Below are 13,482 nucleotides of genomic sequence, written 5' to 3'. Positions count from 1 at the left end.
CGGGGCCGGTGGGAGGAGGCCGAGGCCGAGCAGCGCGCCACTCTAGAAGTACGCCGCCGGGTGTTGGGTGAGGACCACCCCCACACCCTGACCAGCCGGGCCAACCTCGCCCGCGTGCTTGCGGATCTGGGCCGGTGGGAGGAGGCCGAGGCCGAGGAGCGCGCTGTGTACCAGGCGTTCAGCCGGGTGTTGGGTGAGGACCACCCCCACACCCTGACCAGCCGGGCCAACCTCGCCCGCGTGCTTGCGGACTTGGGCCGCTCCGAGGAGGCAGAAGAACTACGGCGCGGCCCCACCACGCCCACCCGACAGCAGTAGAGACGGCAACGCGGTCCGGCCTCCTGAGCAGACCAATGCTCTGCCACACGCCCCCGGAACGAACTGCACCGGGGTACCCTGCCGCCTTATCCCGGATGCCGACGCGGACCACGGCGTCAAGGACGCTTCGCGCCGCTAACGCGGTGGCCTCCCGGCCATCCGTGACCCCGCGCCCCGCTCTCGGCCAGCTCGCGGCGACACCAGGGCACACCAAAAGAACAGGGGGAGAGAAAGGACACCCCGTCTACCGTGCCCGCTGTGTGCCCGTCACGGCGGCGATTCACAGTGACGCACGGGAACTCGCCGGCCGAACTCCCGCTCCACCCCAGGTCAACGAACTACCAGGTTGTCGAACTCCCGCCCGCCTTGCTTCCCAAGCTGAGAGCGGTAGGAACATCGAGGCGGGTAGCCCCTGCCGGACAAACCGTGCATAGACGGGCCCACCGACCACGCCCGAGCGATGCACAGTCAGTGCACATGGCGCCGGGAGACGGCCGGAAACCACGGGAATTCACCAGAAGTGATCCCCGCCGTGACCAGCTACCTCGTTACTCCGCTCCCGTTCTCAGCGGTGCCCGAGTCCACCGAGAGGTCGTGGGTTCAAATCCCGCCGTCCCGACCAGCAGGGCAGACGCTCCCGATCGCGGTGAATAGCGGCCGGGGGCAGTTCCATCTGCTGTTTCCCTCATTCCACCGCATAGCCCGGGATGGAGGGCCAGCGCACCGTCAGGACCACGGTGTCGCTCTCGGCCAGCCAGGAATGGTCCGTCCCCGGACCCCACAGCACATAGTCACCCTGCTCGGCCAGGACCACATCCCCGCCGGGGAAGCGCAGTCGAAACCGTCCGCTGATCAGGACGAGGAGAGCGGTTCGCTTCTCCTCGGTGGCCCAGACGGCGCGTTCCTCACCGGCGGGGTGGGTGCCCCACTTGATCTCTACCTCGTGACTGTGGCGGGGATCCCCTTCCGGTTTGAAGTGTCCCAGCAGCCAACCACGGTCCAGAGGCGCCTCACGCCCGGCGTTTCCCACATATACGTTCCTGTTCACGCCTGGCGAGGATAGGTCCACACCAGCTCCACACCAGCACCGTGCGGGTGATCCACCTGGTGTGCACTGGCGGGTTTCTCCCGGACGGTGACGCGGTGCAGGATGGGGCAGGCGGCGTCCCCGAGTCGTACTGTCCCCGTGGTGCAGAGGCCGTCGCTGCGGGTCCGCGGGGATTCCGTGCCAAGCAGATACCGTCCCGGGTGTCCCGACGCCGTTGGAGGTTCGTTGGTTTCCGTCGACCCGCCCCTCCCGGGAGCTGGGGCGGTGATCGCAGCGCTCGCCGTCATCGGCGTTACGGTGACGGTACCGCTGGCCCAGGCCCGATCCGACCAGCTTCGTATTCCCGAGATCCAGGGGCCCACCACGTCCTCGAGTTTCGAGGGGGACAATGTCGCCGGTGTCGTGGGGGTCGTCACCGGGGTGGACCGCTTCGGATCGGCCCGGGGATTCTGGTTCCAGGACCCGAGACCCGACGACGACCCGCGTCGTAGCTCTGGAATGTTCGTCTATACCGGGGACGCCACACCGGATGTGGAGCTGGGTGACGAGGTGGTGGTTGCGGGAACCGTTGACGAGTACCGGCCCGGCGGCGCGGAGTCCGCCCATCGGTCGGTGACCCAGATCGTCGACGCGACGTGGGAAGTGCGAGCCACTGGACTCCCACTTCCCGATCCGGAATTCCTGGACGCCGACACCCTGCCCACCACACTCGCACCGCGGGATGACGACGGCACCGACCGGGAGCTGCACCCCGACGACTACACCGTGGACTTTTTCGAGTCGCGGGAGAGTATGCGCCTGGCCGTGCAGGATCCGCGGGTCGTTGGGCCCAGCGACGACTTCGGGGCCCTGTGGATCACGGTGCAGCCCGACCAGAATCCGACACACCGCGGGGGCACGGTCTACAACTCCTATGACGAGCCCAACACCGGTCGGCTGCGCGTGGAGTCCCTGATCCCCTTCGACGATCGGCCGTTCCCCGACGCCGACGTCGGCGACGAACTGCGGGGGCCCACCATGGGGCCGTTGCACTACAGCGAATACGGCGGTTACGGGATCCGAGCGACAACACTCGGCGACCACGTGTCGGGCGACCTGACCCCCACCGTCGCCGAGGAGCAGCGGGACTGGGAGCTGTCGATTGCCACGTACAACGTGGAGAACCTCGGAGGCACCGATGCCCAGTCCGACTTCGACCGGCATGCCAGCGGGATTGTGGACCAGTTGCGCGCTCCGGACATCGTGAGCCTGGTGGAGATTCAGTCGGATTCGGGCTCCGAGGACGACGGGGTCGTGACTGCCGAGGAGACCCTCGACCGTCTGGTGCGGGCTATAGCCGACTCCGGCGGCCCCGACTATGCCTGGCGCCAGATCGACCCCGTGGATGGTGCGGACGGCGGTCAGCCCGGAGGCAACATCCGCAATGCCTTCCTGTTCCGACCGCAGCGTGTGGACTTCGTGGACGCGCCGGGTGGAGACGCAAGCACTCCGGTCGAGGTCGTGCAGCGAAGCTCTGGGACACACCTGAGTGTCTCTCCGGGACGGATCACCCCCAACAGCCAGGTGTGGGAGAACAGTCGAAAGCCCCTGGTCGGCCAGTTCGAGTTCGAGGGGCGCGCCGTGTTCGTCGTGGGCACGCACTTCACGGCAAAAGTGGGTGACGGTCCGCTCTACGGAATCCGACAACCTCCCGAACAACACAGTGCCCCGCAGCGTCATGGTCAGGCGGATGCGGTGCGGGAGTTCACCGACACGATTCTCGACCAGGACCCGGCGGCGAACGTGATCGTGGCGGGAGATCTGAACGACTTCGAATTCTCCGAGACCATGCGAGTGCTCACCGTGGACGGTGGCCTGTACAACCCCATGGCGGAGCTGGATCCCCAACGGCGCTACACCTACGTTTTCGACGGCAATGCCCAGGCACTGGATCACGTCCTGACGAGTCGGAACCTTGCACACCGGATCGAGTTTGAGCCAGTGCGGATCAACGCGGAGTTTGCTGACCAGGCCAGTGACCATGACCCCCTCCGCGTCCGCTTCCGGCCACGGAGTGGGGATGGCGCCGTGGACATCAGTGAGGATGACCGCTACTACGACGGCGCGCAGCCCCCTCCCGACGACGAGCTGGACGCCCTCGTCCCCTCACCCGCGCACGACGCGACCGGGGTGGCGGAGCGGCCGGCCGCCGCCTCGGCCGTGACCGGTGTCGTGCTTGCGGTGGCGGCGGCGCTGGTCTGGTGGATCTGGCGCCGGTGGTCCCGGCGGGACACCTCCTCGTTCTGAGACATTGGCGGGATCACGATGACGGATATGGCACCATGGCGCACGGTATGTGTTCCGCCAGCCGTATGTGAGCTAGTCGGGTTCCGCAGCCTCGCTGCCCGCGCCGGTCACCGGAGACGGGGGTGGCTGTCCCAGGATCCCGGCGGAAAGGCAGCTGCCCGTGTTCCCGGAGCTCTCGCTGTCCCCGATGACGACACCGGCACTCGCGTTCTCCGAGAGTGCCGAACCAGTTGTCGCCTGGGCGATGCGTAACAGCGAAGCGATGATCTCCGCTGTGGTCAATGTCGCGGTGATCCTCGTATTGGCCGTTGTGGCGCGGTTCGTGCTCGGGCGGCTCGTCACTCACCTCACCAATCGGGTTGTGGAGGCTCCAACTCCCGGCTCGGGACGTGGTGCCGCCGACGGTAGCGCGGCCCGGAAACAGGCCCGGGTCCAGACCATCGGATCGGTGCTGCGCAATCTCGCGTCGATCGTCGTCTACGGTGTCGCACTGTTGATGGTCCTGGGGGAGATCGGGATCAGTCTCGGCCCGATACTCGCCAGCGCCGGTGTGGTGGGACTGGCCATCGGATTCGGCGCACAGGGGCTGGTGCGCGACTTCGTCTCCGGGCTGTTCTTGATGATGGAGGATCAGTACGGGGTCGGCGATGTGGTCGACGTCGGTGACGCCGTGGGTACCGTGGAGGATGTCGGCCTTCGCATCACCAAGATCCGCGACCTGGACGGCGGACTCTGGTACATCCGCAATGGCGAGATTCTGCGGGTGTGCAACATGAACCAGGACTGGGCGAACGCCGTCGTGGAGCTGCCCCTGTCGTATGCAACGGACCTGGAGCAGGCCACTCAGGCGATCGAGCGGGGGCTCGCCGAGATCAGCAGTGAGCATGCCGACCAGCTGGTCGAGCCGCCCGAACTCGCCGGCCTGGTCGGGGTGTCCGGTGGTGCTCTGTCGATGCGGATCATCGCCAAGACCCGCCCCGGCGAACAGTGGGCGCTCAGCCGCGCCATGCGTGCTCGGATCAAGCGCAGTCTCGACGAGGCGGGCATTGACCTGGCTCGGCCCGTGGTAACCACGGTGTAGCCGGTCACCGGGGCCCACCCGATCCGCCGTGGGCGACCTGGTGTGGTCAGGCGGGGTGCTGTGTGGGCCGCTGGCGGTGCAGAGCTCGGTGCCGGCCGTGTGTCGCAGTGGCATGGAGCACACCCGATCGCCTGGAATGCTTCTGGAGCGAACGTGGTTGGGCATGCCGGTACTGATGAGACGAACAGTGAACTGATGGACGTGGAGCGATACATGACGACGGTTCCCGAGATCACCCTCAACAACGGCGTGCGGATTCCGCAGCTGGGTTTCGGGGTGTGGCAGGTCGATGACAACGATGTCGTGGAGCCGGTCCGCGTCGCACTGGAGGCCGGATACCGCAGCATTGACACGGCTGCGGCATACGGCAACGAGCGTGGGGTGGGCCAGGCGATCGCCGAATCGGGGGTCCCCCGCGAGGAGCTTTTCGTCACGAGCAAGCTGTGGAACTCCGAGCAGGGCTATGACCGGACCCTGCGGGCCTTCGACGCCACCCTGGAGCGTCTCAAGCTCGACTACCTGGACATGTACCTGATCCACTGGCCGCTGCCGGCTCGGGGCGCCTTCGTGGACACCTGGAAGGCATTCGAGCGGCTCTACACCGAGGGCCGGATTCGAGCCATCGGGGTATCCAACTTCACCGAGGAGCACCTGCGGCAGCTGCCGCAGGAGGGCGCGATGATCACACCGGCGGTGAATCAGGTCGAGCTGCATCCGCGTTTCACCCAGGAGCCGCTGCGTCGATTCCATGCAGATCACGGGATCGCGACCGAAGCCTGGAGTCCGCTGGGGCAGGGAACTCTCCTGGAGGAGCCCACTATCGCCGCGATCGCGGCGAACTACGGTAAGACTCCGGCCCAGGCGATCCTCCGGTGGCACATCCAGCGGGGAACCATCGTCATCCCGAAGTCGGTGACACCCGAGCGGATCCGCTCCAACATCGACGTTTTCGACTTCAGCCTCGCCGAAGCGGACGTGGAGCGGATCTCCGGGCTCAACACCGACACCCGGATCGGCCCCGACCCGCGGACCTTCGACTACGTGGGAGAGTCCTGAGGCCCCGGGACGGAAGCCTCAGCCGAGGTCGCGGCGGCGACTGGCCTGGCGCAGCGTGGGTGCCGTTCCGCGCCGCGCCAGGCGCACGACATACACCACAGCCCCGGCGAGGATGCTGGCAGGCACCCCGAGGATCACCATGAGGAGCAGGAGCTCCTGAGTTCCGATTTCTCCCATGCTTCGATTCTAGGGAGCCGTACAGGCAGTTCCGCACGGCTCCCTGCCGGGGCTGCCCGTGCCTGCTGGTCAGGCCGTCTGGAGGCGGGTGCAGCGCCACTGGTCGCCGTGGACCTCCACCCGCAGTGCCAGCGCGCGGAAGCGGTGTCCGCAGTGCACCACCGCACAGACCTCCACCGACTGGCTGGTGGGACGGTAGATTCGGGCAGTTCGGGTCCGTGGACGGGTTGGCCCGCGATAGTAGCCCACGGCCCGGGACAGTCGGTGGTAGGCAAGGGCGTCCATGCGGGCTCGCAGCTGCTGTGGGCGACGCTGGTTGGCGAGGACTTCGGCGACGGCCTGGATGAATCGTTGCAGTTCCCACGGACTCGGAACGGGGGCGTGAGCGCGGTCACGACGGGCGGCAGGTGATGGTCGGGTGGGGTCCACGGGGGCTCCTCTCGACGAACGGTGCCGGTGCGGAGTGCAGAACATCCCGCGGTGCTACGGATCATCGAGATGGCTGTGCCAACCACGTGGAATTCCGGATTTCTGTTCGGGTGGTGGTCTCCGAAGTGGCTTGGGGTCAGTCGTAACCGAGCCGGGCGAGGTCGGCACCCACCGTGCGCATGACGTCACGGTGCTCGTGGACGGTCAGAGTGCGACGCCAGGAGCCGATGCCGTCTCGATCGGCCTGCACAAGGTCGGGGGCGGACACGAGCCCATCCACGAAAGCCGTGAGCTGCTCTGCCGTCTCGACCTCCCCGCCAACGATGTCCTCGTAGCGCAGCGTCAGCAGCCGGTGCGTGGGCAGCACGGAACGAAGCTCCGCCGACCGTCGGACCGCACCCCGCCACCGTAGCGCGCAACGCTGCGGCGGCGACATGCGCTCATAGTCGTGGCGTTCCTGTTCGGTGTCGAGCCCGAGGAAGGCATCAGGGGCCGAATCCGGTGCCGTTCCGGCGTTGATCCGGATCGTGTCCAGAGCCTGCTCGTCGTGGAGCATCCCTGCCACCACGTCGCGCCCGTCCCGGATCACCTGAATAAACAGGGCGTCCTCGAAGACCGCGGCCAGGGTTTCCGCACTGTAGAGCAGGTCGGGGCTGGCGTCTCCGTAGCGTTGTGTCCGTTGGCCGTGCACACAGCTCACAGCGGTGTGTTGTCGGGCGGCCTCGGCGGAGGTGGTGCACGAACACCAGGGGCAGGTGTACGGGGTGAGCTGCCATGCTTCGGCAAAAGCCTCGCGGAGGATTCGCACCGCTCCGAGTCCGCGTTCGGTCGCGATGGAGGGGCGCCGGGCCAGGGCATGCGCGCAGCGTCGTACCGGGGGTGCGGCGTCGGTGACATGGAAACCGGGGGAACGCCGAACGGCATGCGCCACCAGGTCGATCCCGGAGTGCGGGAGTCCCAGGACGAACACGGGGCGGCGGACCATGGTCTCGTTGACGACGAGAATAAAGGGGGCGTGTTTCATGGCACTGTCGATTGTCCCTGGAATCGGGCACGTTCCGAACGTCAGGTGGGCTGTGGCGTGTCCCCGCTCGGATGGTCGTCCTCCGGAACGTGGTGTCGGACCCACATTTTCCACATTTACCGCATCCGGGGTGTCCGGAGGCACGCAGTGGGTACGGAGTAGGGCACGTCTGGTTCCGTTGCGACTGGCGGCAGGTCATCCGTGCATCCGCGTCCCGTGTCCCTACCCTTCGTCGATCGATCCGACGCCGGCCGTCGGCTCGCCGAACGTGTTCGTCCGTTCGCGGCCGCCGATCCGATCGTGCTCGCGCTCCCGCGTGGTGGGGTAGCCGTAGGCGCGGAGCTGGCCAGAAGTCTGGGGGTGGACCTGGGCGTGCTGTTGGTGCGCAAGCTCGGACTTCCCGGACAGCCCGAACTCGGGGTGGGAGCTCTGGCGGAGGACGGACAGGTCACCTATGACGATGCCGCCCTGGCGCGACTGGGCGTTTCGCGGGATCGCCTGAGTGCCACGGTCCGTGCCGAGCAGCGTGAGCTACGGCGTCGCAGCCGGAAGTACCGCGGGGATCGACCCGTGCCACGTATGCACGGGCGGGACGTGCTCGTGGTCGACGATGGGCTCGCCACGGGGGCGAGTGCCCTGGCGGCACTGCGTATGGTGCGTCGCCATCATCCGTCCCGACTCGTGCTGGCGGTTCCGGTGGGGTCCCTGACCGCGGTGGAACGACTGCGCAGCGAGGCCGACGATGTGGTGCTGCTCTGTGCCCCCGAGAACTTCCGTTCCGTGGGGGAGTGGTACCAGGACTTCGACCAGCTCACTGACGAGCAGGTGACCGCACTGCTCACGGAGCTGGACACATCGCACCGTCTCCCCGAGCAGGAGCAGGCTGAACGTGCGGTACGCATCCGTGCCGGAGACGCGGATCTGGACGCGGATCTCATCCTGCCTCCGCAGGCCCGTGGGACGGTGGTCCTGGCCGTCCTGCACGGCAAGCGTCGGGAACGCAGCCGAAGGCTGGTTTCTGAGCTGGTCGGACGTGGCTATGCCACCCTGGCCGTGGAGCTGCTCAGTTCCCAGGAGGTCATCCCCCGCGAGCGTTCGACAACACGGGCCGGTGTCGGCACCGGGAACAGTGCCGACACCGGCGTGGAGCGAGACCGTACGGAGGCTGTGGAGCCCACAGTTGACCCCGAGGTCGGGCCGTTGGCCCACCGACTCCAGGTGGCTGTGCGCTGGCTACGGCGTTCGGCCGCACCGGCGCGGAATCCGGTGGGTCTGCTCGGTGTGGGACCGAGTGTTGCACCGGTTCTGGTCGCTGCTTCGCGTTGTCCTGCGGATGTTGCCGGGGTGGTCGTGGCCGGTGGCCGTGTCGACGACGCCGAAGGTGCCCTTACGGCAGTGCGGGCTCCGACCCTGGCGCTGGTCGAAGGCGCGGACTCGGTGGTCTATGAGCTCACCGCCTGGGCGGTACGCCGGATCGACGCATACCACGAGCTGCGACGGGTGGCCGGAGCCGAGTCACTCCTGACGGAGCCGGGACAAGCTGGGCAGGAGTATGAGGTCGCAGCTGCGGCGGGGGACTGGTTCGAGCGGCATCTGTGACTGGTCGCGAGCAGCGAGCCGGGGGTGCCCCGGACGGCGGTGGGCTCAGGCGGCGTTGGCGCGACGCATCCGGCGGCGGCGCTCCGAGGCACGCTCGTCCTCGTTCAGTCCGCCCCAAGTGCCGTACTTCTCGGGCCGAGAGATCGCGTAGTCAAGGCACTCGGTGCGAACCGGGCACTGCGCGCACAGCTCCTTCGCCTTGCGCTCCCGAACCTCGCGCTCCGGCTGGCGCTCCCCGTCGGGACCGAAGAAGAGTACGAGGTCCTCGCCCCGGCACGCGGCAGCATCCTGCCAGCCCCAGCTCGGGCGAGGGCGCGGCGCGGGCTGCCGACGTACCTGCGTCATGGTCATGGTTGAACCACCTCTACTGAGATCACTAGTAAGCTGTTGAAAGCTGGGTGTGCTGCGGCAATACGGTGTGGGCTACCCGCACGAGCGCAACGTCGCACGAAAGCCGGATGTTCCCGAACGTGGCAGAGACCACGACAGAGCCGGATCCGTCGATGAAGACGGGCACTCACGGGGTGTACGCGTAAGGCGAGAATCGCCATGCCTGCGAGCCGGTTAGTCATGATGCCATCTCCACCCGCGGTCGCGCACGGGGGGGTGGCAATTACTCGCTCAACCGTTACCGAAAACCGAGAGCGGCACTCCCGTTTCCGAGGCTTTTGAAGAAGTATAGGCGATACATCCCATTTGGGAGATGAGTCCAGTATGTGACATTGTGCGCTGTGTTGCAGTGGGGCCCACACTGATGACCGCGCAAGAGCCGTGGCTGCCACCGGGTGGACCGCCCGCGTCTGGGCGATGCGGAGGGCTACCATGGAGCGGTTCGTGGGCGCCGGCGCCAGGCTGGCCGGCGGGGCCGCGGACCAGAAGCGAGGCGAGACGAGGACACCGCGCAGCGTGCGGAGGGTGGGACTGTGGCACTACTGCGACTTGTGCTCAACATCATCTGGCTGTTGTTCGCAGGCGTGTGGCTGGCGCTGGGCTATGCCCTGGCGGGGATCGTGTGTTTCGTGTTGGTGATCACGATTCCGTTCGGGATCGCGTCCTTCCGGATGGCCAACTATGCGCTGTGGCCGTTCGGGCGGAGCCTGGTGCGACGGCAGAGTGCGGGTGGCCTCACGCTCGTGGGAAACGTCGTCTGGATCGTCGTGGCGGGGTGGTGGCTGGTCCTTGGCCATATCGCCTCTGCGGTGGGACTGGCGGTGACGATCATCGGGATTCCGCTTGCCTGGGCGTCCCTCAAGATGATTCCGGTGGCGCTCGCTCCCTTCGGTAACGAGATCGTGTCCAGCGGCGTGCCGCGTGAACCCTGGCAGATCTGATGACACGATCGGATTGGTGGGTAGCTTTGCGAGCTCTCGGACGACTCGGTTGGCCGTGGATCAATCGTCGACGGGACCAGCCGGAGCAGGCCGTGGTCCAGCCCACGACCACCGAGGATCCGGACGAGCCCGGAACGGATGATGGTGCTGACGTGTTGCGCCGTGTGAGTGACACCGCCTGGCGGCTGCTGCTGCTGGGCGTGATGGCTGCGGTCATCCTGTGGGGGCTGGCCCAGATCAGCTTCGTGGTCATACCCACGCTGCTTGCGATTTTCGTGACGGCGTTGCTGATGCCGATGGCCAACGCGCTGCGCCGGCGCGGTATGGGCCGTGGCTCCTCGACGGCCGTGACGATACTGGGGTCGCTGGCGCTGTTCACCCTGGTGATCTACTTCATCGTCGACCGGGCGATCGCGGGGGTGCCCGAACTCGTCGAGAGCGTGATCGAGTTCGTCACCGGTGTTCAGGAGGCACTGCTCCAGCTCGGCTTGGATGTTCAGGTGTTGAACGCCTGGATCCAAGAGTCCCAGGTCGAGATTCAGCAATGGCTTCAGGACAATGTCCAGCAGAACGCCCAGGAGCTGATCGGTGGTGCGTGGACCGGTGCCGTCGCGGTGGGTCAGGTACTGGTCGGGATCATCCTCATCCTCGCTCTGACCGGATACTTCGTTCATTCGGGCGACAGGCTGATGCAGTGGGTGGGAACCCTGTTCCCGGAGCAGACCCGCAGGGTGGTGCTGCACACGAGCGACGTTGCCTACGGCGTCATGGGGCGCTACGTGCGTGGCGTGGCCCTGGTGGGGCTCTTCGACGCCGTGGGGATCGGACTGCTGCTCGTGGTGCTGTCGGCTCTCGGTCTATTCGACTTCAATCTGGCCATTCCCCTGATCGTGCTCACCTTTATCGGTGCGTTCCTCCCGGTGGTTGGAGCGGTCATCACCGGGGCACTGGCCGCGATTGTTGCGCTCGTCACGGGGGGCTGGGTGGTCGGCCTGATCGTGTTGGGCTGGGTCATCCTGATCCAGCAGCTGGAGAGCAACGTCTTCGCCCCACGCATCTATGGGCGCGCTCTTCAGCTGCCCTCACCGGTGGTGCTCCTGGGGATCTCGGTTGGGGCGATCGTGGGCAACCTCTTCGGGATGTTCCTCGCAACCCCGGTGATCGCGGTTGCGGCTGCCCTGCTTCGGGATCGCCCGTCCCTGGGTGCAGAGACGAGCGACAAGACGGTTCCGGCGGAGTCGCCCGGGGCGGAGTCGGCCAGGACGGGTGTCCAGAAAACCCGTGTTGGGGGAGAGGACCCCGCCGAGCCACCGAGTGGGGGGCAGGACGACCCGTCCACATCCGCGGGGGGAAGCGGGGACCGCGGGGACTGACCGCCGGACAGCGGTGGCGCCCACCGGCTGGCGACTCGGGCCCGATGGGGAGCACTCTCGGTCGTGTCGAGATGCGAAGCCGGTAGCCTGCCGGGGGTCGCCCTCGTCGTCCACGGGGGAAATCGCCACGAGGAAGTCGCAGGGAAGTCACCGCACTATGCTCAACGCCACCGATCTCGAACTCCGGGTGAGCTCCCGCCTTCTGCTTTCCGGGGTCAATACGCGAGTGGGCCCGGGTGACCGGATTGGTCTGGTCGGCCGCAACGGCGCCGGAAAGACAACCCTGACCCGAGTGCTGGCCGGCGAGGACGTTCCCACATCCGGGACAGTGACCTCGAGTGGAACGGTGGGGTATCTTCCCCAGGACCCGCGGACTGGCGACCTCGAGGTGCTCGCCAAGGACCGGATTCTCTCCGCTCGGGGGATCGACGAGGTGCTGCGCCAACTGCACACGGCGGAGCAGCGCATGACCAGCTCGGATCCCAAAGTTCGAGATCGCGGGGTGCGTGGCTACGCTCGGGCCGAAGAGCGGCTGCACCAGCTGGGTGGCTATGCCGCCGAAGCCGAGGCCGCGACGATCGCGGCGAATCTTGGCTTGGAGAGCCGCCTGCTCGATCAGCCCTTGCACACGCTCTCCGGAGGACAGCGGCGTCGGGTCGAGCTGGCTCGCATCCTGTTCAGCGGGGCGGACACCCTGCTGTTGGACGAGCCGACCAACCACCTGGACGGGGACTCGATCGCCTGGCTTCGGGAGTTTCTGCGGACACACCGCGGTGGCCTGGTCGTCATCAGTCACGATGTCCAGTTGGTGGAGCACGTCGTGAACAGGGTCTGGTATCTGGACGCGACCCGGTGCGCCCTGGACGTGTACAACCTGGGCTGGCGCGACTACCTGGCCCAGCGGGAGGCGGATGAGCGGCGTCGGAGCCGCGAGCAGGCCAACGCCCAGCGCCAGGCCTCGGCCCTGCGCGAGCAGGCGGACCGGTTCCGCGCCAAGGCGACCAAAGCCCGGGCCGCCCAGCAGATGCAGCGCCGTGCCGATCAGCTTGTCGAGTCGGCACCACAGACGGGGACGGCGGAACGTGTCGCCAAGCTCCGGTTTCCCGATCCAGCTCCGAGCGGACGGACTCCGCTCAGCGCGCGGGGCCTGGTCAAGGGGTACGGATCGCTGGAGGTCTTCGCCGGGGTGGATCTGGACATCGACCGGGGCAGTCGTGTCGTTGTCCTTGGCCTCAACGGTGCGGGCAAGACCACCTTGCTGCGAATCCTCGCCGGTGTGGAGGAGCCCGACCACGGCTCTGTGGTTCCCGGGCACGGGCTGCGCCTGGGCTATTACGCCCAGGAGCACGAGACGCTCGATGTGAACCGCACCGTGCTGGAGAACATGATGGCGGCCCAACCCGAGCTGCCGGATGTTGAGGCGCGACGTACCCTCGGTTCCTTCCTGTTCCGGGGGGACGAGGTGGATAAGCCCGCCGGTGTGCTCTCCGGCGGGGAGAAGACACGCCTGGCCCTGGCCACCCTCGTCGTGTCGAGTGCCAACGTGCTGTTGCTGGACGAGCCGACCAACAACCTGGATCCGGCGAGCCGTGAGGAGATCCTGGCCGCCCTGCGTGGCTACAAGGGGGCCATCGTCCTCGTCACCCACGACGAGGAGGCGGTCGAAGCCCTCCAGCCCGAACGGGTGATCATGCTTCCGGACGGTACCGAGGACTTCTGGAGCCCCGATATGACCGAGCTGATCGCTCTCGCCTAGCCCG

Annotated in this window: 13 protein-coding genes; 8 read left to right on the top strand and 5 right to left on the bottom strand. The window is 67.1% G+C overall.

Annotated elements, in window-relative coordinates:
- Nucleotides 1-318, top strand: a 318-nt coding sequence (locus RIF23_RS20230) for a tetratricopeptide repeat protein (RefSeq protein WP_310914220.1), incomplete at its 5' end; no start/stop codon positions are given.
- Nucleotides 319-1,003: 685 nt separating this feature from the next.
- Here RIF23_RS20230 and RIF23_RS20225 read toward each other — a convergent pair.
- Entirely contained in the window at nt 1,004-1,348 is a 345-nt protein-coding gene (locus tag RIF23_RS20225) for a signal peptidase I (protein ID WP_310914219.1), read from the bottom strand.
- Between the two features lie 282 nt (nt 1,349-1,630).
- On the opposite strand from RIF23_RS20225, the gene RIF23_RS20220 reads away from it, so the two are divergent.
- From RIF23_RS20220 to RIF23_RS20210, 3 genes are all read left to right on the top strand, one after another.
- On the top strand, nt 1,631-3,652 hold the full coding sequence (locus RIF23_RS20220; protein WP_310914218.1) for an endonuclease/exonuclease/phosphatase family protein: 2,022 nt from the start codon (nt 1,631-1,633) through the stop codon (nt 3,650-3,652).
- Between the two features lie 160 nt (nt 3,653-3,812).
- Nucleotides 3,813-4,733 (top strand): mechanosensitive ion channel family protein, encoded by a 921-nt coding sequence (locus RIF23_RS20215; protein WP_310914217.1) that lies wholly within the window; start codon nt 3,813-3,815, stop codon nt 4,731-4,733.
- 213 nt (nt 4,734-4,946) lie between these two features.
- A complete protein-coding gene (locus RIF23_RS20210) occupies nt 4,947-5,789 on the top strand; it encodes an aldo/keto reductase (protein WP_310914216.1) in 843 nt (280 codons plus the stop codon).
- Between the two features lie 18 nt (nt 5,790-5,807).
- Here the strand turns inward: RIF23_RS20210 and RIF23_RS20205 are convergent, their stop codons facing one another.
- The 3 genes from RIF23_RS20205 to RIF23_RS20195 all read right to left on the bottom strand — a co-directional run bounded on the left by RIF23_RS20205 (nt 5,808) and on the right by RIF23_RS20195 (nt 7,419).
- Entirely contained in the window at nt 5,808-5,966 is a 159-nt protein-coding gene (locus tag RIF23_RS20205; protein ID WP_310914215.1) for a hypothetical protein, read from the bottom strand.
- A 69-nt stretch (nt 5,967-6,035) separates the two neighbouring features.
- Nucleotides 6,036-6,395, bottom strand: coding sequence for an Rv3235 family protein (locus tag RIF23_RS20200; protein ID WP_310914214.1), 360 nt, complete (start codon nt 6,393-6,395; stop codon nt 6,036-6,038).
- Nucleotides 6,396-6,531: 136 nt separating this feature from the next.
- On the bottom strand, nt 6,532-7,419 hold the full coding sequence (locus tag RIF23_RS20195; RefSeq protein WP_310914213.1) for a sulfotransferase: 888 nt from the start codon (nt 7,417-7,419) through the stop codon (nt 6,532-6,534).
- 216 nt (nt 7,420-7,635) lie between these two features.
- Between RIF23_RS20195 and RIF23_RS20190 the strand changes: the two genes are divergently transcribed.
- Entirely contained in the window at nt 7,636-9,018 is a 1,383-nt protein-coding gene (locus RIF23_RS20190; protein ID WP_310914212.1) for a phosphoribosyltransferase family protein, read from the top strand.
- 45 nt (nt 9,019-9,063) lie between these two features.
- Here RIF23_RS20190 and RIF23_RS20185 read toward each other — a convergent pair whose 3' ends face one another.
- Nucleotides 9,064-9,363: a WhiB family transcriptional regulator gene (locus tag RIF23_RS20185; protein ID WP_310914221.1), complete on the bottom strand. Its 300-nt coding sequence runs from the start codon at nt 9,361-9,363 to the stop codon at nt 9,064-9,066.
- A 578-nt stretch (nt 9,364-9,941) separates the two neighbouring features.
- On the opposite strand from RIF23_RS20185, the gene RIF23_RS20180 reads away from it, so the two are divergent.
- From RIF23_RS20180 to RIF23_RS20170, 3 genes are all read left to right on the top strand, one after another.
- The gene (locus tag RIF23_RS20180; RefSeq protein ID WP_310914211.1) at nt 9,942-10,349 is read left to right on the top strand and encodes a YccF domain-containing protein; all 408 of its coding nucleotides are present in this window, start codon (nt 9,942-9,944) and stop codon (nt 10,347-10,349) included.
- A gap of 92 nt (nt 10,350-10,441) precedes the next feature.
- Nucleotides 10,442-11,722: an AI-2E family transporter gene (locus RIF23_RS20175; RefSeq protein ID WP_310914210.1), complete on the top strand. Its 1,281-nt coding sequence runs from the start codon at nt 10,442-10,444 to the stop codon at nt 11,720-11,722.
- A gap of 157 nt (nt 11,723-11,879) precedes the next feature.
- Nucleotides 11,880-13,478 (top strand): ABC-F family ATP-binding cassette domain-containing protein, encoded by a 1,599-nt coding sequence (locus RIF23_RS20170; RefSeq protein ID WP_310914209.1) that lies wholly within the window; start codon nt 11,880-11,882, stop codon nt 13,476-13,478.
- The last annotated feature ends 4 nt before the right edge of the window (nt 13,479-13,482 follow it).

This window comes from Lipingzhangella rawalii (assembly GCF_031628175.1).
GTDB classification, from domain to species: Bacteria; Actinomycetota; Actinomycetes; order Streptosporangiales; family Streptosporangiaceae; genus Lipingzhangella_A; species Lipingzhangella_A rawalii.
The sequence above is the reverse complement of the archived record's forward strand: the minus strand, read 5'-3'. Positions and strand labels throughout refer to the sequence as shown.

What these genes read in the sequence shown, in the direction of transcription:
- RIF23_RS20185 (WP_310914221.1), bottom strand. Translation starts at nt 9,363, where the DNA reads ATGACGCAGGTACGTCGGCAGCCCGCGCCGCGCCCTCGCCCGAGCTGG.
- RIF23_RS20205 (WP_310914215.1), bottom strand. Translation starts at nt 5,966, where the DNA reads ATGGGAGAAATCGGAACTCAGGAGCTCCTGCTCCTCATGGTGATCCTC.
- RIF23_RS20210 (WP_310914216.1), top strand. Translation starts at nt 4,947, where the DNA reads ATGACGACGGTTCCCGAGATCACCCTCAACAACGGCGTGCGGATTCCG.
- RIF23_RS20195 (WP_310914213.1), bottom strand. Translation starts at nt 7,419, where the DNA reads ATGAAACACGCCCCCTTTATTCTCGTCGTCAACGAGACCATGGTCCGC.
- RIF23_RS20170 (WP_310914209.1), top strand. Translation starts at nt 11,880, where the DNA reads ATGCTCAACGCCACCGATCTCGAACTCCGGGTGAGCTCCCGCCTTCTG.